General features: G+C 31.7%; 18 protein-coding genes and 1 pseudogene. 12 read left to right on the top strand and 7 right to left on the bottom strand.

Going from position 1 to position 22,820, the window contains the following annotated elements:
- Nucleotides 1–5 precede the first annotated feature (5 nt).
- The 3 genes from KA824_RS08205 (at nucleotide 6) to auxB (ending at nucleotide 3,156) form a co-directional block, all read left to right on the top strand.
- A complete protein-coding gene (locus tag KA824_RS08205; RefSeq protein WP_107384410.1) occupies nucleotides 6–815 on the top strand; it encodes an ABC transporter permease in 810 nt (269 codons plus the stop codon).
- Nucleotides 815–1,888, top strand: a complete 1,074-nt coding sequence (locus KA824_RS08200) for an ABC transporter substrate-binding protein (RefSeq protein WP_181187528.1) — start codon at nucleotides 815–817, stop codon at nucleotides 1,886–1,888. Before KA824_RS08205 ends, KA824_RS08200 begins: the two co-directional genes overlap by 1 nt.
- Nucleotides 1,889–1,962: 74 nt before the next feature.
- Nucleotides 1,963–3,156 carry a lipoteichoic acid stability factor AuxB gene (auxB, locus tag KA824_RS08195; protein WP_107384408.1) on the top strand — a complete coding sequence of 398 codons (1,194 nt, stop codon included), beginning with the start codon at nucleotides 1,963–1,965 and terminating at the stop codon, nucleotides 3,154–3,156.
- A gap of 240 nt (nucleotides 3,157–3,396) precedes the next feature.
- Here the strand turns inward: auxB and KA824_RS08190 are convergent.
- Nucleotides 3,397–4,722, bottom strand: a pseudogene (locus KA824_RS08190) (Nramp family divalent metal transporter).
- Between the two features lie 237 nt (nucleotides 4,723–4,959).
- Between KA824_RS08190 and KA824_RS08185 the strand changes: the two are divergent.
- Both KA824_RS08185 and KA824_RS08180 read left to right on the top strand, forming a co-directional pair.
- Nucleotides 4,960–5,472, top strand: a complete 513-nt coding sequence (locus tag KA824_RS08185; protein ID WP_107386105.1) for a DUF4064 domain-containing protein — start codon at nucleotides 4,960–4,962, stop codon at nucleotides 5,470–5,472.
- 377 nt (nucleotides 5,473–5,849) lie between these two features.
- Nucleotides 5,850–6,011, top strand: coding sequence for a hypothetical protein (locus KA824_RS08180; protein ID WP_154409316.1), 162 nt, complete (start codon nucleotides 5,850–5,852; stop codon nucleotides 6,009–6,011).
- Between the two features lie 273 nt (nucleotides 6,012–6,284).
- Here the strand turns inward: KA824_RS08180 and KA824_RS08175 are convergent, their stop codons facing one another.
- Nucleotides 6,285–6,896 carry a YktB family protein gene (locus KA824_RS08175; RefSeq protein ID WP_107385289.1) on the bottom strand — a complete coding sequence of 204 codons (612 nt, stop codon included), beginning with the start codon at nucleotides 6,894–6,896 and terminating at the stop codon, nucleotides 6,285–6,287.
- Nucleotides 6,897–7,142: 246 nt separating this feature from the next.
- On the opposite strand from KA824_RS08175, the gene KA824_RS08170 reads away from it, so the two are divergent.
- Nucleotides 7,143–7,958, top strand: a complete 816-nt coding sequence (locus KA824_RS08170) for an inositol monophosphatase family protein (protein WP_107385290.1) — start codon at nucleotides 7,143–7,145, stop codon at nucleotides 7,956–7,958.
- Nucleotides 7,959–8,155: 197 nt separating this feature from the next.
- Here the strand turns inward: KA824_RS08170 and KA824_RS08165 are convergent, their stop codons facing one another.
- Entirely contained in the window at nucleotides 8,156–8,347 is a 192-nt protein-coding gene (locus tag KA824_RS08165) for a DUF5325 family protein (RefSeq protein ID WP_019469262.1), read from the bottom strand.
- Nucleotides 8,348–8,447: 100 nt separating this feature from the next.
- Between KA824_RS08165 and typA the strand changes: the two genes are divergently transcribed.
- A complete protein-coding gene (gene typA / locus KA824_RS08160; protein WP_107385291.1) occupies nucleotides 8,448–10,295 on the top strand; it encodes a translational GTPase TypA in 1,848 nt (615 codons plus the stop codon).
- Nucleotides 10,296–10,913: 618 nt separating this feature from the next.
- On the opposite strand, the gene KA824_RS08155 is transcribed toward typA, so the two are convergent.
- Together KA824_RS08155 and KA824_RS08150 are read right to left on the bottom strand one after the other, a co-directional pair.
- The gene (locus KA824_RS08155; RefSeq protein ID WP_107384369.1) at nucleotides 10,914–11,087 is read right to left on the bottom strand and encodes a DUF2197 domain-containing protein; all 174 of its coding nucleotides are present in this window, start codon (nucleotides 11,085–11,087) and stop codon (nucleotides 10,914–10,916) included.
- On the bottom strand, nucleotides 11,088–11,570 hold the full coding sequence (locus tag KA824_RS08150) for a hypothetical protein (RefSeq protein ID WP_107384370.1): 483 nt from the start codon (nucleotides 11,568–11,570) through the stop codon (nucleotides 11,088–11,090). It lies immediately after the preceding gene.
- 344 nt (nucleotides 11,571–11,914) lie between these two features.
- Between KA824_RS08150 and KA824_RS08145 the strand changes: the two genes are divergently transcribed.
- From KA824_RS08145 to KA824_RS08135, 3 genes are all read left to right on the top strand, one after another.
- On the top strand, nucleotides 11,915–12,190 hold the full coding sequence (locus tag KA824_RS08145; RefSeq protein ID WP_019469266.1) for an Fpa/YlaN family protein: 276 nt from the start codon (nucleotides 11,915–11,917) through the stop codon (nucleotides 12,188–12,190).
- 359 nt (nucleotides 12,191–12,549) lie between these two features.
- On the top strand, nucleotides 12,550–13,785 hold the full coding sequence (gene ftsW, locus KA824_RS08140) for a cell division peptidoglycan polymerase FtsW (protein ID WP_107384371.1): 1,236 nt from the start codon (nucleotides 12,550–12,552) through the stop codon (nucleotides 13,783–13,785).
- A gap of 367 nt (nucleotides 13,786–14,152) precedes the next feature.
- Nucleotides 14,153–17,608: a pyruvate carboxylase gene (locus tag KA824_RS08135; RefSeq protein WP_181187527.1), complete on the top strand. Its 3,456-nt coding sequence runs from the start codon at nucleotides 14,153–14,155 to the stop codon at nucleotides 17,606–17,608.
- A gap of 62 nt (nucleotides 17,609–17,670) precedes the next feature.
- Here the strand turns inward: KA824_RS08135 and KA824_RS08130 are convergent, their stop codons facing one another.
- Nucleotides 17,671–18,579 carry a COX15/CtaA family protein gene (locus KA824_RS08130; protein ID WP_019469269.1) on the bottom strand — a complete coding sequence of 303 codons (909 nt, stop codon included), beginning with the start codon at nucleotides 18,577–18,579 and terminating at the stop codon, nucleotides 17,671–17,673.
- A gap of 279 nt (nucleotides 18,580–18,858) precedes the next feature.
- On the opposite strand from KA824_RS08130, the gene cyoE reads away from it, so the two are divergent.
- Together cyoE and KA824_RS08120 are read left to right on the top strand one after the other, a co-directional pair.
- Complete coding sequence (cyoE, locus tag KA824_RS08125; protein ID WP_107384373.1) at nucleotides 18,859–19,770, top strand: heme o synthase; 912 nt, start codon at nucleotides 18,859–18,861, stop codon at nucleotides 19,768–19,770.
- Between the two features lie 24 nt (nucleotides 19,771–19,794).
- Nucleotides 19,795–20,271, top strand: a complete 477-nt coding sequence (locus tag KA824_RS08120; protein WP_107384374.1) for a DUF420 domain-containing protein — start codon at nucleotides 19,795–19,797, stop codon at nucleotides 20,269–20,271.
- A 201-nt stretch (nucleotides 20,272–20,472) separates the two neighbouring features.
- Here KA824_RS08120 and KA824_RS08115 read toward each other — a convergent pair whose 3' ends face one another.
- Nucleotides 20,473–22,728 carry an ATP-binding cassette domain-containing protein gene (locus KA824_RS08115; RefSeq protein WP_107386460.1) on the bottom strand — a complete coding sequence of 752 codons (2,256 nt, stop codon included), beginning with the start codon at nucleotides 22,726–22,728 and terminating at the stop codon, nucleotides 20,473–20,475.
- Between the last annotated feature and the right edge of the window lie 92 nt (nucleotides 22,729–22,820).

The raw sequence follows: 22,820 nt of genomic DNA, 5'->3' as shown, positions 1-22,820 counted from the left end.
ATCATATGAAATGGTATGGCAAACTATATATCGGTATATTAATTGCAGTGTTGTATATCCCTATACTGTTTTTAATGTTTTATTCATTTAATTCAGCAGGTAATATGATTCACTTTGAGCATTTTACATTAGCGCACTATCTATCCTTATTTAACAATGACAGATTATTAGCAGTTATTTTTAATACGATTGCGGTGGCATTATTAGCTGCTGCAATTGCAACGGTAATTGGAACAATGGGGGCCATTGCTTTATATCATTTAAGAAACAAAAAATTAAAAATTTCGTTACTCACTTTAAATAATGTGCTAATGGTTTCTTCCGATGTAGTTATTGGTGCATCATTTTTGATTATGTTTACGGCAATAGGTCATTTTACAGGTTTAGGGCTTGGTTTTATCACTGTATTAATTTCACATATTGCTTTTTGCATTCCAATTGTAGTGATTATTGTGTTACCTAAGTTATATGAAATGAATGAGCATACTTTAGATGCTGCTAGAGATTTAGGTGCCAGTGAATTACAAGTTTTAAATAAAGTGATGTTACCCCATTTGTTTCCTGCAATACTTGGCGGTTTTTTTATGGCACTAACCTATTCTTTGGATGATTTTACAGTTAGTTTTTTCGTTACAGGAAATGGATTTAGTGTATTATCAGTAGAAGTTTATGCTATGGCTAGAAAAGGTATAAGTATGGAAATTAACGCGATATCGACAATACTTTTTATAACGATCATAATAGGTATTCTTGGTTATTATTTGATACAAAAACTTATCAAACGAAATAAAGCATTGAAGCAGGTGACACAATAATGAAACGATTTTTACAATTAATCGTGCTTTCAATTTTCGTTGGACTACTATGTTTATTGGTAAGCCAAAAACTCACTGAAAAAGAGCATTCTGCTTCAGGTGAAAAAATTTATGTGTATAACTGGGGAGAATATATTGATCCGAGTTTAGTAAAAAAATTTCAAAAAGAAACTGGTATTGAAGTTGTGTACGAAACATTCGATTCAAACGAAGCTATGGAGGCAAAAATACGTAATGGTGGTACAAATTATGATGTTGCTTTTCCAAGTGAATATACGATAGAAAAAATGAAAAAGGAAGGTTTGTTATTACCTTTAAATCATGAGAAAATACCAAATATGAAAAATTTAGATAAAGATTATATGAACATGTCATTTGATAGGAAAAATCATTATTCAGTGCCATACTTTTTTGGTACAGTAGGTATTTTATATAATAAAAATGTATATTCACAAGATAACTTTGATTCGTGGGAAAGTTTATATAATCAAAAATATCAAAATGATATTTTATTAGTAGACGGAGCAAGAGAAGTTATGGGTTTAAGTTTAAACAAATTAGGCTACAGTTTAAATGATAAGCAATCAAAACATTTAGCAGAAGTTGAACAAGATTTAAAACAAATAAGTCCTAATATTAAAGGTGTTGTCGGTGATGAAATAACTATGATGCTTGAACAACACGAAGCTAATATTGCGGTTGTGTGGAGTGGTATAGCAGCGCCAATTGTGCAAAATAATAGTGATTTTGATTACGTCGTTCCAAAAGAAGGATCAAACTTATGGTTTGATAACATGGTAATTCCAAAGACAGCTCAAAATAAAGCAGGCGCACATAAGTTTATCAATTTTATGTTAGATGCACAGAATAGTAAACAAAATACGGAGTGGGTAGCTTATGCAACACCTAATAAGGCTGCAAGAGCACAATTACCAAAAGACATCAAAGATGATGAACGTTTTTATCCTTCAAAGCGTACACAAGCACGTTTAGAAGTCTATAAAGATTTAGGTAAAGATACACTTAGTGAATATAATGAACGCTTTTTAAATTTTAAAATGTCGCTAAATTAAAGCGTAGTATAGTAGTTATTTTATCGTTTATTCGATATAATAGTTTGATAAGTAGTATAAGGAGTTGTATAGAAATGTCAGGAGAACAATATACTCAAGTTAGGCGTCCAGTGAGTCGACTAGCAGAAAAGGTATTGGGTTGGTTGAGCTGGATATTCTTACTATTACTAACAATCATCACAATGTTTATTGCATTAGTTTCTTTTAGTAGTGAAAGTTCTATTCAAAATTTAGAAACGTCGTTAAATGGTAATGATTTTATTCAGCAAATATTGGCGAATAATGGATTAAATACGATTCAATTTGTTATTTGGTTACAAAATGGTATATGGGCAGTTATTGTATATTTCATTGTTTGTTTATTAATATCATTTTTAGCGTTAATTTCAATGAATATTAGAATATTATCTGGATTTTTATTTTTAATAGCTACCATCGTCACTTTACCTTTAGTTCTATTATTTGTACCACTCATTATACCGATTCTATTTTTAATAGTTGCAATTATGATGTTTGCACGCAAAGATAAAGTAGAAATGATACCAGCTTATTATTCTGGTGGTTATCAAGGTAGTTATAATGACTATGGTCAAGAAAGAGAAGCAGAACCAAAATCTGAGCCAAAACCTGAACCGAGACCTGAGCCAAAATCTGAACCAAACCCTCAATATAATGTACAACAAGATACTTCTGACTTAGAACAACCATCAAACCAAGAACAACAATTAAGAAGAGGTGGGTACAGTTCCGAAATTGCAGACAAAGTAAATTCGGATATTAATTCAAAAGAGGAAGAACCTCAAGTATTATCTCGACAGGCTAAATACAATTATAAATCAAGAAAGCAGCCAAATGATTTTGATGAAAATCTTCAAAATGAACAAGAGGACTCAAATATCGATAGTGAAGAATCTGAAATAGAAGCTAGACAAAGACAAGAAGCTTTTGAAAAAGAACAACAACTTCAACAAGAAGCTTATGAAGAACAACAGCGAATCAAGCAAGAAAAGGCTGAGGAAACTGCTAGATTGAAGCAAGAAAAAGCCGAAGAAAAAGCTAGAATTAAGCAAGAAAAGAAAGCACGTAAACAGCGTGAAAAAGAAAAACGTAAACAACAACCAAGTGCAGTTAGTCAGCGAAGAATGAACTTTGAAGAACGAAAGAAAATCACAAGTCAAACTGCTGAATCATCAGAGATTGATGAAGAAAAAAGTCAATCAAGTAAAACTAAACAAAATGAAGCAGTAGATTCAGATAAAGAAAAATAAAGATTTTATTTTCTCTATCCTATACGCAAAATAAGAGGGCCAATCCTTAATATGGATTGGTCCTCTTTATATTTAAAATCTTACGATTTTGATCGTGCATGCTTGCCTGGGGATATGGCTAGAGCCTGTAGTCTCTCGCTCATATCATTTCCCCGGGCGTCAGCATATTACAAAATCGCAATTTCGCAAAGAAATCGTCAATTTTGTTTCTCTGTAAATATTTGAGTTTCAGTAATATGTCTACATGAGCTCTTTAAATGTTTCTAATATTAAGTATACATTTAATATGCTTAAAATAATGATTAATAGTCATGAAATAGTATTAATCCAGGTTCTGTTTTTAAATTGTCCCATTAAATAAAGATTATTTGTAGCCAGTTGTAAAGGTATTAATGAGAACGGTAAAGCTAAACTTAAAAACACTTGTGAGAACACTAGCAATTGTTCAATTTTTGCTTCATCACTTTTGAAAATAATGATACAGAATATGATAGGTAAAATTGCAAGTAGACGCGTAACAAGTCTACGTAACCAGTTTGGAATTTTAAGATGCAAAAAACCTTCCATTACAATTTGACCAGCCATCGTACCAGTAATTGTAGAATTTTGGCCTGATGCCAATAAAGCAACTGCGAATAAAGTACTCATAATTGCACCCATAGAAGCTCCTAATACAGGTTGATTTTGTAAAGCGTGATATAAATCGTAGAAACCACCCAATTGATCAGTATTAACACCATAAAATAAAGCTGCACCTAAAACGAGTAATAAGCAATTAATGATAAATGCAATTGAAAGTTGAATATTAGAATCCATCGTAGCATATTTAATTGCATGTGCTTTTGATTTTAAACTATTTCTATCATACATTCTTGATTGAACAATTGAAGAGTGTAGATATAGATTGTGTGGCATAATCGTAGCCCCAATAATCCCTAGAGCAATAAACAATGCGCTGTTATTCGTTATTATTTCTTTGCTTGGTACAAAACCAGTTAAAACCTCATTAACATGAGGTGAGGCAATAAACACCTCAAATATAAAGATCACAAGTACTGTAAAAATTAACGTACCTACAATCGCCTCAATTTTTCGGAATCCAAAGCGCATGATAAAGAGTAATAAAAATACGTCCAATACCGTGATAAGTGCACCGACAAGTAGTGGAATGCCAAACAATAAATCTAATGCTATCGCACTCCCGATAACTTCTGCGATATCAGTTGCAATAATTGCTAATTCAGCAATTATCCAAAAAACAAAAGCTAATGGTTTGTTTAAGTAATATTTTGTAGCTTGTGCTAAATCCATACCTGTCGCTATTCCTAATCTTACCGTCATACTTTGCAGTAACATTGCAGATAAACTAGAGAGTAAAATTACGAATAGCAAAATGTATCCAAATTGTGCACCACCTTGCATTGAAGTAATCCAATTTCCTGGATCCATGTAACCAACTGCTACTAATAACCCTGGACCTAAATAAGATAATAACTTTTGACTAAATTTACCATTACTATTAATAGAAACCGTATTGTTGATTTCTTCTAAACTTTTATTATGCATTTTTATATTATTAGCCAATAATGATACCTCCTATACTTCTAACTAACTTTTTATAGGTTACTCCAAAAAAAATATTAGGTCAACCTAATAACAGGTAATTACTTAGATAAAGTTTTACTGTTTTTATTTTTTAATTAGTAAATTAATATTTTGAAATATAGAAAATAACACTTTGTAATTTTGTAATTTTGTTAAATTTGCTATGATAGTGATAATGAATGAATAGGAGGAAAAATGATGAATCGGAAAGCAGAAAAAATCCTTGCTTGGATTGCAAACGGTCTTAGTTTATTATTTTTAATACTCATGATTTTGGGACTAATTTTATTGAATTTTCCCGAATCCAAGGAAGCATTAAATCAAATATATGAACAACAAGGTATGTCAATATCGGCAGATGCGCTTAAAGCTTCAATATTAATGCAAGGTGGATTTTTATTATTCGCGACGATTCTAGGATTCTGTGGCGTATTTACAATTAAAGGAAACAGAATTTTAGCTGGTTGCCTTTTAATTGCAGCGGCTTTAATTAGTATTTTTACTGGTAATTTTATTGCGTTAATACTTTGGATTATTGCTGGAATTATGCTATTGGTGAAAAAAGACAAAGGCCAACCACAATATCATAATCAAATACAACAAAATGACATTAGTGAAGATGCCAAAGATATTGGTCAACGACAAAAGAGTGATATGAACCCAGAACAAGAATTAAAAAAGAAAAAAGATGAGGATCCTTATATTTATTAAGTTATGTGAAAAGACTTACCAATTAATGATCTATAAAAACTGAAAATATATGCTAACTGCTAACAAAGTATTAACTATGTTAGCAGTTTAGTTGTTAGTATAATTTTTGATTTTATATAGAATACAGATTCAGGGTTTAAAATACCATTCTTTTTTTGAGCATATTAATAATAAGAAAGATATCACAACATGCTAATGTATTTTTATAAACGTAAAACGGCGACAAAGTCCCCGGCTTTGTTGGCAGTTTTTTATGCACGCTTTCCGCGGGCACTACCTTAGCCTGTAGTCTTCGGCTAGTGCTATTCCCGCAGGAGTCGGTATAAATCACTGCCAATATTATAATATATATAAATTAAGCAGTGGTGGTGTTTATTATGTTGAATAAATCAATTGATAAAAGAGATCAATATGAAATGATTTCTATCTTTGACTTAGTCGCTAATAGTCATTTATTACGTAAAGTCGATGCGATATTAGATTTAAATTTTATATATGAACTTGTCGAAGACAAATATTTGAGAAAATATAAGAAATAGCTATCAAAACAATTTAATAGATTACTCATCTTTATTTATTGATGCTACGCATATTAAAGCAAATGCAAATAAGAATAAGTATACAACTGAATTAGCTGAGAAGGACACACTCTATTTTCAATAAGAATTAAATAATGAAATTAAAGAATAAAGATTAGTTCAAGGGGAAAAGTCCTATTTGAAAAAACGATATAATTAGAAAATAAACAAACCCTTCGCATTAATTTGCGAAGGGTTTGTCTACTTTCAAGTCTAAGATATTTATATCTTAGTTTATTTGTAAAATTTTAATAACTGTTCGAAGGTATCTTCTAAAAAGTTTAAAAAGCTTTTATCTGTTTTTAATTCGTCCGCATTTGGAGCAAGTGTACGTGCAACAAATAATTCACCTTTTTTTACTTTTTTAACACGATCAATTGCACTTTGTATTTCATCATCTGACATGTCTTTAATATATGTTTTTTCTTGAGACATGTGGTCCAAGCTTAAGCTATAATCGGATGGTAAATTTCTAAGTGTATGAAATTGTTCTTCAAAAACTTTCACACGCTGTGCTTTATCTTTTGCTTCATGCATAACACCGTACATGACAAATAATTGGTTTTCAAAAAGACCTATTTGAAAATGTGGTAACATTTTATAACCACGATTGTTGGTTGCAAAAGCGACCCATGTATCTTTAGGTGGATTTACACTTCGTCTTGCATGTTTAGCAACGTGTGGATAAAAAACTTCTCCAGTTGTTGCCTCTAAATATTGAGAAAAATATTCTCCTAATTCATGCAATTGTGGTCGAACATGTTTATTCAAAGCTTCCATTCTGTTATCTAAACCATCAACAGTAAATGCTTTGAAATCGTTTATTTTAAATGTATATTTAGCCATTTTAACCTCCTAGTGTGCATCTATTCGTTTATATTTTAGCATAATATAACACTATAAACAGTGACTTTGTTTTTTTATTTGAATAATCGTACATTGTACAGAAACGTGTATAAACCTATGAATTAGGGTAAAAACATAGTATTATTAACTAATATGATATTACATACAATTGACTATTTTAAATATATAGTTCTATATCTTATTAAATATTAATGAAAAGTGAGTCGTGAAAAGGAGAGGGATACAATGACTGTTTATGAGTTTGCAAAAGGCCTTATTTTAGAAGCGGGCATCAATGTAAAAAAAATCATGAAACAAGGTATAGAAATAGAAACTAAGTCAAATCCCAATGATTTAGTGACAAATGTTGATAAAGCGACAGAAAAATATATTTTTGACAATATCAAGCAGACTTATCCAGAACATTTAGTGATTGGTGAAGAAGGACATGGACATGACCTTAAAGACGAATCAGGTATTGTATGGGTTATTGATCCAATTGATGGGACGTTGAATTTTGTACACCAAAAAGAAAACTTTGCAATTTCTATTGGCATATTTAACGATGGCAAACCATATGCAGGATTTGTATACGATGTAATAAATGATAAACTTTACCATGCAAAAGCTGGTGAAGGTGCATTTGAAAATGGCAACTTGCTACCTGCAATTCAATCGAGCCCTTTAAGCATAAGCATAATTGGTATCAATCCTAATTGGCTTACAAAACCAAGATTGGGTGAAGTGTTCAAACCAATTGTGGACGAAGCTAGAAGCGCGAGAGCTTATGGTTCAGCTGCGCTAGAAATCATTCATGTAGCTACTGGTAAATTAGGAGGCTACATTACACCAAGATTACAACCTTGGGATTTTGCTGGCGGTTTAATCATCCTGCAAGAAGTAGGTGGCATTGGTACAGATTTAATGGGTAACACCTTGTCTATATATGAACCAAGTTCCATAGTAATGGCTAATCCGCAATTACATGCGGAATTATTAGAATTTCATTTTCAAAAAAATAATGAAATCATCGAAGCATTACAAAAACGTTTAAAACATTAAGATAACTACTTTAATTCATACTATTAGGCAAAATTTTATATATTTAAGTAAAAGACATATGACAAAAGCGATGAATAAGATAACGAGTAGAGAATGAAATATAAACTTTAAATCATTTTAAAAATTTAAGTCAACATATAAAAAAGGACAGAAAATACATTTTCAAAATGATTTTCTGTCCCTATTTATTTTAGCAATTATAGCCAGTTATTTTCACGATATTTCTTTTTTAAAGTGAAACCGTACCCAAATGTTGCAATGAATAGTATAAATGTTAAAATCATCATTGGAACATTTGTAGCAGCGATACTAAAGCTAAATAAAAGCAATAATATAACAGCTATGATAGCGAGTACCCAGAATATTGATTTAGATTTTTTTTGTTGCATCCCAACCACACCTTTATAGTTTTCTTTAACCAATTATATGATATAATAAAAAAGTTGCAAAGAAAAGTGGGAATTTACTCGAGAAAGGAAATTGTATAAAATGACTAAAATAAGAGAAGATGTTCGTAATATCGCAATCATCGCTCACGTTGACCATGGTAAAACAACATTAGTAGATGAATTATTAAAACAATCAGGAATATTCCGTGAAAATGAGCATGTAGATGAAAGAGCAATGGATTCTAACGACATAGAAAGAGAACGAGGCATAACAATTCTTGCTAAGAATACAGCAATTAATTATAAAGATAACAGAATTAATATTTTAGATACGCCAGGACACGCCGATTTCGGTGGTGAAGTTGAACGTATTATGAAAATGGTTGATGGTGTAATCTTAGTTGTAGATGCTTATGAAGGTACAATGCCACAAACACGTTTCGTCTTGAAAAAAGCACTTGAACAAAATTTAAAACCTGTAGTAGTTGTAAATAAAATTGATAAACCTGAAGCTAGACCAGAAGGTGTAGTAGACGAAGTATTAGACTTATTTATTGAATTAGAAGCTAACGATGAGCAATTGGATTTCCCTGTTGTTTATGCATCAGCTGTTAATGGTACTGCAAGTTTAGATTCTGAAAAACAAGATGAAAACATGCAATCACTTTACGAGACAATTATTGATTATGTGCCAGCTCCAATCGATAATAGAGAAGAACCGTTACAATTCCAAATAGCATTATTGGATTATAACGATTACGTTGGTCGTATTGGTGTAGGACGTGTGTTTAGAGGAACGATGCGTGTTGGTGATAATGTATCTTTATTAAAATTAGATGGCTCAGTTAAGAATTTCAGAGTGACTAAAATCTTCGGTTATTTCGGATTAAAACGTGAAGAAATTGAAGAAGCTTATGCTGGTGATTTAATTGCCGTTTCAGGTATGGAAGATATTAACGTAGGTGAAACTGTAACACCTAGTGATCATCAAGATCCTTTACCAGTTCTAAGAATCGATGAGCCTACATTGGAAATGACGTTTAGAGTGAATAATTCACCGTTTGCTGGACGTGAAGGTGATTTCGTTACGTCTCGTCAAATTCAAGAACGTTTAGATGAACAATTAGAAACAGATGTATCATTAAAAGTAACGCAAACAGAATCGCCAGATAAATGGATAGTTGCAGGACGTGGGGAACTACATTTATCTATTTTAATTGAAAATATGAGACGTGAAGGTTATGAATTACAAGTTTCTAAACCTCAAGTTATCTTAAGAGAAATTGATGGCGTTAAATGTGAACCATTTGAACGTGTGCAATGTGAAGTACCTCAAGAATATACAGGTGCTGTCATTGAGTCATTAGGTCAGCGTAAAGGTGAAATGTTAGACATGGTGACAACGGATAATGGTTTAACTCGTCTTATATTCATGGTTCCAGCACGTGGTTTAATCGGTTATACTACTGAGTTTATGTCACAGACACGTGGATATGGTATTATTAACCATACTTTTGAAGAATTCAAACCTCGTGTTAAAGGCCGTATAGGTGGTAGAAGAAATGGTGCGCTTGTTTCTATGGATAAAGGTCAAGCAAGTTCATATGCGATTATGGGACTTGAAGATCGTGGTACAAACTTTATGGAACCAGGAACTGAAGTTTATGAAGGTATGATTGTTGGTGAACACAATCGTGAAAATGACTTAACAGTAAATATTACGAAAGAAAAACACCAAACTAACGTACGTTCAGCTACAAAAGACCAAACAGTTACAATGAAACGACCAAGAAAATTAACTTTAGAAGAAGCATTACAATTTATCAATGATGATGAATTAGTAGAGGTAACACCTGAAACGATTCGTATTAGAAAAACAATTTTAGAAAAAGCAGCGCGTGAAAAAGAATCGAAACGAATCAAACAATTAATGCAAGAAGAAGAATAATTAGTAAATCATCAGTATAATCGAGAGATAAATATCGTTGATTCACATGACAATGTCAATTTCTATTGGAATAATATAGAGATTGACGTTGTCTTTTTTTATGACATTATATAGTTGAGTAAACATACAATGATTTGTATTTAGTAATAAAGTCAGTTCAAATTTCAATATCCTAATTGAAGGATTTAGTATGAGATGTGTTGCATTTAAATATAACTAAAACTATTATATGTATTACACTAAGGTAAATCGATTTAATTGCATTTATTAAAGTGTAGGTAAATACTTTAATTGTGTAGTGGATGCCTAGGAAATGATTAATGAAATTTAAAATTATTTTCATTGATAAACGTTAGCATGTATATTTGCGTTTACATACTAAGTCTTGTTTCACACTAAGAAAGTTAACTAATAGGAAACGTTGATATAAAAAAACCATGAAAGTTTCAAATTAATAGAAACTTTCATGGGATAAATTTTTAGAATTAAACTCTCAGTTTAATTTGTAATATTAACAATCATTGACAAACATCATATACTTCTTTCAACGATTACTATTATTATGATGACATGCTTTAAATTTTCGGTTAAAACAACATTAAGTTTATAAAAAATATGTTATCGATGGTCGAAAGTGCTTTCTTGTTTTCGTTGTTTTGGTGTATCTAGACGACTTTTACATTCGTCGCACATAAAAGTGTGCATTGGATCATTTCTTAATCTTTTAGCTTCTAATGTATTTTGATCAATGAATACTTCAGTATCACAGATAATACATTGCACTTTTATCATTTAAATCACCTCGATATGAGTAACATACTTGAACTCATATGAATAACCTTGTTCTGGTATATAGACAAAACTATCAACGAAGTTATCGTCATAAAGTCTTTTGCCATCACGAGCAAATTGGAAGAAAAGATATGGTAGTAGGTCTATTGGTACTTCTATAGAATCTTTATCATTAAACAAACGTATTGCTTTTGCATGATCATGTGGTTCAGCATTTTTGAAAAATGGTGACATATTAATTACAAATGAATCTTTTAAAACTGCTCTTTTTCGATATTTAATTTCTGAATTTAGTGTTGGAGGATTTGTTTGTCCTTCTAAGATTGCACGATTCCATTCGCGGTTGTCATTGAAATTGATTGGTTTAGTGCCATCAAATACACCATTCTCTAAATCTTCTAATTTAACTTTTCTATCATCAAATATCCAAGTAGTACTATCTAAAGTAATTGGAAATTTAACTTCGCCCTTAATTTGAATCATAATCCCACTCCTAATATATTTTAAAAATTTTAAATAAAACGATTCGACAACAAGTTCAGTCGTTACGATAATTGACATTTTTGTGAATTTGAACATAATTAAATAGTTTGTATTATTGAAGATGCATCATAATATTAAAAATGCCTAACTGTTTCAACGCTCATATCACAATGATTTGTGTAGTTCGTTTTATTAATTGTATATGTAACTAAAATAAATATATCACTAATTCCAATATTATCATAAATAACTAGCCTTAGTATATTACTGAATTCACTTGCTTTTTCTGTATCAGTAAGATAAACTTTTACATATAAAGTTACAATTGATAGGGGGAGTATGTCATGGTAAAGGGCCAAAAATTAAACAGTGCGGCATATGACCAATTAAATAAAGATGCAGACAGGATTCTTCAATTGATAAAAGTTCAAATGGATAATCTTACATTACCTCAATGCCCATTGTATGAAGAAGTTCTTGATACACAAATGTTTGGTTTACAAAAAGAAGTTGATTTTGCTGTTGAACTAGGCTTAGTGGATAGAGAAGCGGGCAAAGATTTAATGCTTCGTTTAGAAAAAGAATTGTCTAAATTACACGAAGCATTTACAAACGTTTAATTGGATTCGCTAATTTTGAAAAGTATAAATTTATTTTTACTAAATAAAATGATATAAAACGAATTAAAGTAGTTAAAAAACTACATAAGATATTTGAAGTGGCTAAGATGTCAATATTATATTGATTGTATCGTAGCCACTTTTTTTGTTGGATAATAAATGATGTTACGGTTTGATAATGATTGAACAACAAATTATATTTGTTCGAAAAATGAATACATTTTTTGATATACTATTAAAGGTACAATGAAATTTTAAAAATAATTTCAGTATTTAGAATAACGAAAATGATTGAAACTTTTATTAAAAAATGATTAATATGTAAAGAATATATAAAATAGAATTGGATGATATGTCGAATGAATAACATAAAGAAATTTTTTCAGTATATTAGCAAGAATGCTAAATATATTGACTATCCGTTAGTAATTACATATTTGTTGTTATGTCTCATTGGCTTAGTCATGGTATATAGTGCAAGTATGGTTGCAGCCACTAAAGGTTCTTTAACAGGTGGTGTACCAGTAACAGGAACATATTTTTATACTAGGCAATTAATGTACGTAATTATGAGTATCATTCTTGTTTTTTTTATGGCATTCGTGATGAATGTGAAGTTACTAGAAACGATTAAGTTTCAAAAGTGGATGATGCTTGGCATTATCTTATTGTTAGTAGCAACCCTATTAGTAGGAAGTAATATTAATGGTTCGAAAAGTTGGATTAATTTAGGTTTTATGAATTTACAAGCATCAGAATTATTGAAAATTGCCTTGATATTATATATTCCATATATGATTGAAAAGAAAAGGCCAAAAGTATTTAAAAATCCTAAGCTCATGACTTCTCCAATTATTTTATCTGCTATTTGTATCGGCCTTGTATTTTTACAACGCGATGTTGGTCAAACATTATTGATTTTAATAATTTTTTTCTCAATATTATTTTATGCAGGCATTGGAGTTCAAAAATCGCTAAAATATGGGTTAATGATACTCACAGGTATTGTGCTCATAGGTGGCTTGTTTTTACTGATAGGACTTGTGCCAGATTATTTAACTGCCAGATTTAGTACGCTTACAGATCCATTCAGCAATGAAGGTGGCACAGGTTACCATATTTCTAATTCATTAATTGCAATTGGTAATGGTGGTTTGTTAGGCCGTGGTTTGGGAAACAGTATTATGAAGTTAGGTTACTTGCCTGAACCACATACTGACTTTATTTTCTCCATTATTTGTGAGGAACTTGGACTTGTTGGAGGACTAATTGTCATTTGCTTATTATTCTTTATTGTATATAGAGCATTTGAACTTGCGAGTAAGACGAGTTCATACTTTTATAAACTAGTTTGTGTAGGTGTTGCTAGCTATATAGGTAGTCAAACATTTGTCAATTTAGGTGGTATTTCAGGTACGATACCTTTAACTGGTGTTCCATTACCATTTATTAGCTTTGGTGGGTCGTCAATGATCAGTCTAAGTATTGCAATGGGGCTATTATTAATTACCGCTAAACAAATTAAAGTCGATGAATCGAAAAAAAGACAACAGCGTAAACATACGCACCATTTTAGTGTTCCAAAAAATGGTTAATACGCGCATAATAAGCAAACGATTCAACATGTTGATGTTGAAAACGTTTGCTTATTTTTTTAACTATATCATTTACTTTTGAAAAACTTAGCAAATACAGTGCTTTTAATAAGTTAAAGTTATCAATAATGATAACTTTGTATTATGTTATTTTTATGATATAATCTCTTTTAAATACGGTAGGTATCAAATTTTAAGAACTCATTGCAATAAAAAAGATAGTATTATGGTAAAAATATAAGCACTAGTCATATTGTAATTTTAAATAATGTGAAAACTATTTTACTGTATACATAGTTCGTATTTTGCTATAATCAATTTTATATCCAACTTTTTAGAAAATTCAAAATTTAAGGGGGACCATGATTTGAAACAAATTAATAAACTTATGGTAGCCAATCGTGGAGAAATAGCAATAAGGATTTTTAGGGCTGCAACAGAATTAAATGTTAAAACGGTTGCGATTTATTCAAATGAAGATAAAGGATCATTACATAGATATAAAGCTGATGAGTCATATTTAGTTGGGAAAGATTTAGGACCAGCAGAATCATATTTGGATATAGAGCGCATCTTAGATGTTGCGAAACGTGCAGGAGTGGACGCAATTCATCCTGGTTATGGATTTTTAAGCGAAAATGAAACTTTTGCCAAACGTTGCCAAGAAGAGGGGATTAAGTTTATCGGACCACGTGTCGAACATTTAGACATGTTTGGTGATAAAGTTAAGGCAAGAACTACAGCAATTAATGCTGATTTAAGAGTTATTCCAGGTACAGATGGACCAATTGATAATCAATCCGATGCAATTGCCTTTGCAAATGAAGCCGGCTATCCTTTGATGATTAAAGCTACAAGTGGTGGTGGTGGAAAGGGCATGCGTATTGTGCGTTCCGAAGATGAATTAGAGGAAGCATTCCACAGAGCAAAATCTGAAGCGGAAAAATCTTTTGGTAATAGCGAGGTTTATATTGAAAAATATATAGATAATCCAAAGCACATTGAAGTACAAGTCATTGGTGATGAACATGGTAACATTGTTCATTTATATGAACGTGATTGTTCTGTTCAAAGACGTCATCAAAAAGTTGTTGAAGTTGCGCCATCTGTTGCACTTACTGATGATTTGAGAGAACGTATATGTGACGCTGCAATTCAATTAATGGAGAAAATTGAGTATGTGAATGCTGGCACAGTTGAATTTTTAGTATCTGGAGACGATTTTTATTTCATAGAAGTCAATCCACGTGTACAAGTTGAGCATACGATTTCTGAGATGGTGACTGGCGTAGATATAGTTAAAACTCAAATTCTTGTAGCTGATGGTGAAAAGCTATTTGATAATGAAATTGGCATGCCACAACAAAAAGATATTCAAACATTAGGTTATGCAATTCAATGTCGTATTACAACTGAAGATCCAACAAATGACTTTATGCCAGATACTGGTAGAATAATAGCTTATCGTTCAAGCGGTGGCTTCGGAGTCAGACTTGACGCTGGTGATGGCTTCCAAGGTGCAGAAATTTCACCGTATTATGATTCATTACTTGTAAAATTATCAACACATGGTATGACATTTAAACAAGCAAATGAAAAAATGGACCGTTCATTACAAGAAATGCGTATTCGTGGTGTGAAAACAAATGTACCATTTTTAATTAATGTTATGAGAAATACACAATTTAAGACTGGCGACTACACAACTAAGTTTATCGAAAGTACGCCAGAATTATTTGATATTGAGCCTACATTAGATAGAGGTACGAAAACGTTAGAGTATATTGGTAATGTATCTATCAATGGTTTTCCTAACGTAGAAAAAAGACCGAAACCAATTTATGAAACGTCACCAATCCCTCAGGTTCAAAAAAAGGTTGTCGAAAAATTTGAAGGTACTAAGCAGTTATTAGATCATAAAGGACCACAAGCAGTTGCAGAATGGTTGAAACAGCAAGAGGATGTATTAATTACAGATACTACTTTCAGAGATGCACATCAATCATTGTTGGCTACACGCGTACGTACTAAAGATATGATGAATATTGCTTCTAAAACAGCTGATGTAATGAAAGATAGTTTTTCATTAGAAATGTGGGGCGGTGCAACATTTGATGTTGCTTACAACTTCTTAAAGGAAAATCCATGGGAAAGACTTGAAAGATTGAGAAAAGCTATTCCAAATGTTTTATTCCAAATGCTTTTACGTGCGTCTAACGCTGTTGGCTATAAAAATTATCCAGATAATGTCATTAAAAAATTTGTGAAAGAAAGTGCTGATGCAGGTATAGATGTCTTCCGTATTTTTGATTCGTTAAACTGGATAGATCAAATGAAAGTAGCAAATGAAGCAGTTCAAGAAGCAGGTAAGATTTCAGAGGGCGCTATTTGCTATACAGGAGATTTTTTAAATGCAAATCGTTCTGATATTTACACGTTAAATTACTACGTAAATATGGCAAAAACACTTGAATCAGAAGGATTCCATATATTAGCTATTAAAGATATGGCTGGTTTATTAAAACCGAAAGCAGCTTACGAATTAATCGGTGAGTTAAAAGCAGCAGTTGACTTACCAATTCATTTACACACACATGATACGAGTGGTAATGGACTTTTAACTTATAAAGAAGCTATTGATGCGGGCGTAGATGTTATTGATACAGCAGTTGCATCAATGAGTGGTTTAACAAGTCAACCAAGTGCTAATTCATTGTATTATGCACTGAATGGTTTCGGTAGAAGCATGCGTGCAGACATTGATGGAATGGAAGAGTTATCACATTATTGGGGTACTGTACGTCAATACTATAGCGATTTCGAAAGTGATATTAAGTCACCTAACACAGAAATTTATCAGCATGAAATGCCAGGTGGACAATATTCTAATTTACGTCAACAAGCGAAAAGTTTAGGCTTAGGCAACAGATTTAATGAAGTAAAAGATATGTATAAGCGTGTTAATTTCTTATTCGGTGATATTGTTAAAGTAACACCTTCATCAAAAGTTGTTGGCGATATGGCCTTATACATGGTTCAAAATGATTTAGATGAGCAATCTGTAATAAAAGATGGACATAAATTAGATTTCCCTGAATCAGTAGTATCATTCTTTAAAGGAGAAATTGGTCAGCCAGTTAATGGCTTCAATAAAGACCTACAAAAGGTAATATTGAAAGGTCAACCCCCATTAACTGAACGGCCAGGGGAATATTTAAAGCCAGTTGATTTCGAAACAGTAAGACAAGAATTAGAGGAAAAACAACAAAAAGAAGTCACTGAACAAGATGTCATCAGTTATGTGTTATATCCAAAAGTGTATGAACAATTTATTGCTACGCAAGAACAATATGGAAATGTATCACTTTTAGATACACCAACATTTTTCTTTGGCATGAGAGCAAATGAGACTGTAGAAATAGAAATTGATACAGGAAAACGATTGATTATTACACTTAAAACGATTACAGAACCTAATGAAAAAGGTGTACGTACAATATTTTATGATATGAATGGTCAGGCAAGACGTATCTTCATACAAGATGAAAATGTTAAAGCCAATGCAAATGTTAAACCAAAAGCGGATAAACTAAATCCAAATCACATTGGTGCACAAATGCCTGGATCAGTTACAGAAGTTAAAATTGCTGAGGGTGAATCTGTGACGAGTGGACAAGCATTATTGATCACTGAAGCTATGAAGATGGAAACAACGATTCAAGCACCGTTTGATGGTGTCGTAAGAAAAGTAACAGTACAAAATGGCGATGCCATTGAAACAGGCGACTTATTAATAGAAATTGAAAAAGAACAAGAAGATTAAACTAAAAATGGCTGTGATACGGTTAATGTATCACAGCCATTTTATATGTTAATTAAAGTGGATTATCCACCACTTCGTATAGTTCTTAGCATCAATACAATAAAGTATGCAATCAATCCAAACAATATTGTTATGAATAATGCGTGTAATAGAGCGATTAATAAATTCACTTCAGTAATAATAGATAAAGCACCTGTTATCACTTGTAAAATTATTAAAATAAATGCAGCGGTATAGCCGAAACGAATTGTTCGATTTTCTTTGTAATTATTAATTGCATGAACAAACGTGATTAAAATCCAAATAAAAGCGATTAAAGCCATACCTCTGTGAGTGAAGTTCACCCAATCTTGAACGTTATGAGGTATTAAATCATTAAATGGAAGCGGCCATTGCCCATAAGCTAAACTTGCTTCTTTATGTCTAACTAACGCACCAGTATATATCGTTAAGTATACAATGATTGCCATAATCCATGTATAAATTCTAAGCGGCTTACGAATAAATAATTCATCAGCTTCGTATTTACGGTCTACTTCAAAGATAATTAAAGTTAAAACAAATACTGAAGAAAATGAAATTAATGAAATACCAAAATGTAATGCCAAAACATAATCGTTTTGTTGCCACATTACTGCTGCTGCACCAACAAGTGCTTGCAATAAAAGGAAACCAATACTAATCATGCATAACGGTTTAACTTCTTTGATATAACCAATGTGTTTCCAAGCAACAATCACTAGCCATAAAACAAGAATTAAAGATAGACCTGATACTGCACGATGACTTAATTCAATTATTGTTTGTATAGGCAAATTTTGAGGTAAAAAAGCACCATGACATAATGGCCAGTCAGAGCCACAACCATCAGCTGAACCAGTTTTAGTAACCAACGCGCCTCCTAGCTGTACAAATGCCATTATTATCGCTGCCAATACAGATAACCATTTCAGGTTTTTTTTGTTAAACAAGAATTAACCCCCCACAAATAAATAAAACAGATATGAGTAATGATTCAGCTACAATGATACCAATCATTTGTAGTTTGAACCATAGACTCTTTACATTTACTTTTTTATTTTTAAATAAAACTTAACTATTATTATAACAAGAAATACGCTTCTAATTGTGTCACAAAAATGACTATTTGTGAATGTCGATAAAGTGTCACAAATAACTTTGTATAAATGTAGTCAATCACCGTAAATTGATATATCATTGTATTATATGGAAAAATTAGGAGGGAAATTATGAACAAAGAACAAACTTTGTCGCATAATTCTAGTCGTGTAACGTTTAAAGAGTTACAACAAATTATTAAAATGGGACTAGTTCAGGGCAATTTAATTCCAGCATTTGCTGGTTCATGGCTTGCAATTGTGTTGGCAAATCATTCCTTCCTCTCGTCAATACCACAGATTTTAATGATGTTGGTAGGTTCGACATTAATTATGGGGGGCGCATGCGCTTTAAATAATTACTATGATCAAGATATTGACAGTATCATGCCAAGTAAACAGCAAAGACCTTCAGTTAATGGAAAAATTTCAAATAGAAATTTATTATTACTTAGTTTTGGAATGATGCTCGTAGGGGAAGCATTATTATTTGCTTTAAATATACCATCTGGTGTAATAGGATTGTTAGGTATTGTTGGATATGTGTCATTTTATTCAATTTGGTCTAAACGTCATACAGTTTGGAATACAGTGATTGGGAGTTTTCCTGGTGCTGTGCCACCGTTAATAGGTTGGACAGCTATTGAAGGCAATATTAGTATGGTTGCTGTAGCGCTTTTCTTAGTAATATTTTGTTGGCAACCAGTACATTTTTATGCATTGGCAATAAAGCGTAAAGATGAATATAGTTTGGCAAATATTCCAATGTTACCTTCTGTTAAAGGTTTCAAACGCACGAGAGTGAGTATGTTTATCTGGCTAGTATTGTTATTACCACTACCATTATTATTGAATGATCTTGGTACAACATTTATCATATTAGCTACATTATTAAATTTAGGCTGGTTATATTTAGGTTTAACGAGTTTTAAAAAAGATTCAGATCAAACAAAATGGGCAACAAAAATGTTTATTTACTCTTTAAACTATTTAGTAGTTTTCTTCGTACTCGTTGTTGTTGTTTCATTGATTAAAATGTTCTAATAAATATTAATAAGGATGGAATATATGAATTTACCAATCTTACCTACAATTAGCACAACATGTATAGTGATAAGCGCAATCCTTATTGCAATAGGATGGCGTAAAATATGGAAAAGAGAAATCGAAAGTCATAAAAAATTTATGTTACTTGCTGCTATATTTGCGCTAACTTTCTTTATTATTTATGCTTCGAGAACGATATTTATTGGTAATACTGCTTTTGGTGGCCCAGATTCAATTAAGATTTATTATACAATCTTTTTAATTTTTCATATCAATTTAGCTACCATCGGTGGTCTGCTAGGACTTTTCCAAATCATCACTGCGTTCAAAGACAAATTTAAACTTCATAGATTTGTAGGACCAATTGCATCAATTGTTTGGTTTTGTACTGCTATCACAGGAGTGATGGTTTATGTATTGCTCTATGTATTATATCCAGGCGGAGAAACAACATCATTGTTGAAAGCAACTTTCGGTTTTATAAATATACTTAGTTAAAGTATTGATGGACTAAGCTGAAATAATCATTATATCTAAAAATAACCTGAGACACTGCAGTGTCTCAGGTTATTTTTATTTTAAAGTTGCAGTTGCAGATGTTATCTGTTTAAGTGGTAGATTCTTTTTATAATTTTTGTAACTCAAGATTTGTGTGTGGTTTCATTCAAATAATTTAAATAAAAATTTTAAAAAAGCGACTTAAGATAAATACCTTTTTAAGTGTTTAGCCGTAACAGAAGTAGTGGTTGCTAATAGACCATCTGGATTTCCTTGGTAAAGTAATTTACCACCTTTGTTTCCAGCATATGGCCCTATATCAATAATCCAGTCTGCATTTGTCATCATCGTTAAATTATGTTCAATGATAATTACTGTGTTACCTTGGTCAATTAAATTATCAAAACAAGTTAAAATAATTGGTATATCATCTTCATGTAAGCCAGTAGTAGGTTCATCAAATACAAAAATGTGATTACTCACAACGTGTGTCAAATATTTACTGAGCTTAACACGTTGTATTTCTCCACCAGATAATGTATCAAGTGTTTGTCCTAAATTCATATAATTTAAACCTGTTGCTTTCAGTGATTGCAAAGGCTGTGCAATAGATTGATTTGTATTAAAAAAGTTTAAAGCTTCATCCACTGTTAAGTTCAATATCTCTGCTATAGAATAGCCTGAGATAGTTGCATTTAAAACTTCAGGTTTATATCTTTTACCACCACAAACATTACAAATTTGGGTGAAGTCTGGCATAAATGCAAGCTCCGTTTTTAGCACGCCTTTTCCATGACACTCAGGACAGGCGCCTTCAGAGTTGTAACTGAATAATGACTTCTTCAACCCTGTATTTTTACTGAAATAGGTACGAACATCATCAAATATATCTAGGTATGTTAACAAATGAGAACGACTTGAAGCGTGTACGGGCTTTTGATCGATAATAATAGCGTCTTCATCGTTTTGTAAGCCGCCATGTATAAGTGTGCTCTTGCCAGAACCAGCTACACCAGTTACAACGGTCATTGCATGTTTAGGAATACGAACTGAAATATCTTTTAAATTGTTTTGCGTCATATGATTTAAGTCAATAAACGCATCTGTCTGTCTTATGGATGATTTCAATTTATGTTTTTTCTTTAATGCTTTTCCAGTACTGGAATTTGATGATAATAAATCAGAATAGTTACCAGTGAAAACAATTTCACCACCATTTTTTCCAGCATAGGGCCCTAAATCTATGATGTGATCTGCAATTTTGATAACGTCAGGGTCATGTTCTACTACTAGAACTGTGTTACCTTTATTTTTTAAAGATTGAATGATTTCATTTATTTTTTGAATATCCTCAGGATGTAGCCCGATGCTCGGTTCATCTATGATATATACTAAGTCACTTAAAGGGCTATTTAGATGCCTGATAAGTTTAATACGTTGAGATTCTCCACCAGACAGCGTTTTTGTTTCACGATCTAAAGTGAGATAATTAAGTCCAATATAACTAAGAGCTTCTAATTGCTTTAACAAAGGGCTAATTATAAATTGTGCTTTGGTAGAATCTAATTTTTGAATGAAAGTCATTGCTTCGTCAATAGATAAGTGCGTGAACTCAGCGATATCTAAGCCATTAATTTTGGATTGTAATACATTTTGATTTAATCTTTTACCACCACATGTTGGGCATTTTTTTGATGTCACAACTCTTTCAATATCGTGTTTGAATTTATTTTTTTCAAAATTGTCATTTAATAGAAAAGAACGTCTAAATCGATGAATAAGTCCTTCGAATTTTGCAGTTTTTGGCCAGTTTTCTGGAGGGTTTTTCAATTTGGTAGGTTTTGTGTATAACAGTGTATCCAATTCTTTTTTATCATAATGTTTCAATTTCTTGTCATTATCAAATAAACCAGAATATAAATAACGTTTACCGCGCCAACTATCCGGTCTGAAAGAGGGAAAACGGATTGCATCTTCATTTAAAGATTTTTCAAAATCTAACAGTTCTTCCAAGTTAATATCTTCTACGTATCCAAGGCCAGAACATGTTTCGCACATACCATTTGGATTATTGAAAGAAAAAATGTCAGAATATCCTACAAAAGGTGTTCCGATACGAGACCATAATAAACGCACTGAAGCATAAATATCGGAAATTGTACCTACTGTAGACCGTGAATTACCACCTAACCTTTTTTGATTGATAATCATAGCTACTGGTAAATGTTCTATTAAATCTACATTTGCTTTACTAAATTGTTTTAATTGATTTTGTATATATGTAGAATATGTTTCGTTAAGTAAACGTTCAGATTCGGCAGCAATTGTATTGAAGACTAATGATGACTTACCTGAACCAGAACGACCAGTGAATACAGAAATTTTATGTTTTGGTATATCTAAAGAAATATCTTTTAAATTATTTTGTTTCGCACCATGTATACGAATGATTGACATATTTGTCACCCCTTCATTTATTTTATACCCAAAATTCTCTTGTATATTACGTCATGTACATATAATATATGATGAAAATGTAAAGGGTTTAT

The sequence above is a fragment of the Staphylococcus sp. GDY8P198P genome (assembly GCF_017891615.1).
GTDB classification, from domain to species: Bacteria; Bacillota; Bacilli; order Staphylococcales; family Staphylococcaceae; genus Staphylococcus; species Staphylococcus cohnii.
Note: the sequence above shows the minus strand (reverse complement) of the source record. Positions and strands in the feature narration are given on the sequence as shown.

Coding starts and splice junctions, on each gene's coding strand:
- KA824_RS08205 (WP_107384410.1), top strand. CDS start 6: ATGAAATGGTATGGCAAACTATATATCGGTATATTAATTGCAGTGTTG.
- KA824_RS08200 (WP_181187528.1), top strand. CDS start 815: ATGAAACGATTTTTACAATTAATCGTGCTTTCAATTTTCGTTGGACTA.
- auxB (WP_107384408.1), top strand. CDS start 1,963: ATGTCAGGAGAACAATATACTCAAGTTAGGCGTCCAGTGAGTCGACTA.
- KA824_RS08185 (WP_107386105.1), top strand. CDS start 4,960: ATGAATCGGAAAGCAGAAAAAATCCTTGCTTGGATTGCAAACGGTCTT.
- KA824_RS08180 (WP_154409316.1), top strand. CDS start 5,850: ATGTTGAATAAATCAATTGATAAAAGAGATCAATATGAAATGATTTCT.
- KA824_RS08175 (WP_107385289.1), bottom strand. CDS start 6,896: ATGGCTAAATATACATTTAAAATAAACGATTTCAAAGCATTTACTGTT.
- KA824_RS08170 (WP_107385290.1), top strand. CDS start 7,143: ATGACTGTTTATGAGTTTGCAAAAGGCCTTATTTTAGAAGCGGGCATC.
- KA824_RS08165 (WP_019469262.1), bottom strand. CDS start 8,347: ATGCAACAAAAAAAATCTAAATCAATATTCTGGGTACTCGCTATCATA.
- typA (WP_107385291.1), top strand. CDS start 8,448: ATGACTAAAATAAGAGAAGATGTTCGTAATATCGCAATCATCGCTCAC.
- KA824_RS08155 (WP_107384369.1), bottom strand. CDS start 11,087: ATGATAAAAGTGCAATGTATTATCTGTGATACTGAAGTATTCATTGAT.
- KA824_RS08150 (WP_107384370.1), bottom strand. CDS start 11,570: ATGATTCAAATTAAGGGCGAAGTTAAATTTCCAATTACTTTAGATAGT.
- KA824_RS08145 (WP_019469266.1), top strand. CDS start 11,915: ATGGTAAAGGGCCAAAAATTAAACAGTGCGGCATATGACCAATTAAAT.
- ftsW (WP_107384371.1), top strand. CDS start 12,550: ATGAATAACATAAAGAAATTTTTTCAGTATATTAGCAAGAATGCTAAA.
- cyoE (WP_107384373.1), top strand. CDS start 18,859: ATGAACAAAGAACAAACTTTGTCGCATAATTCTAGTCGTGTAACGTTT.
- KA824_RS08120 (WP_107384374.1), top strand. CDS start 19,795: ATGAATTTACCAATCTTACCTACAATTAGCACAACATGTATAGTGATA.
- KA824_RS08115 (WP_107386460.1), bottom strand. CDS start 22,728: ATGTCAATCATTCGTATACATGGTGCGAAACAAAATAATTTAAAAGAT.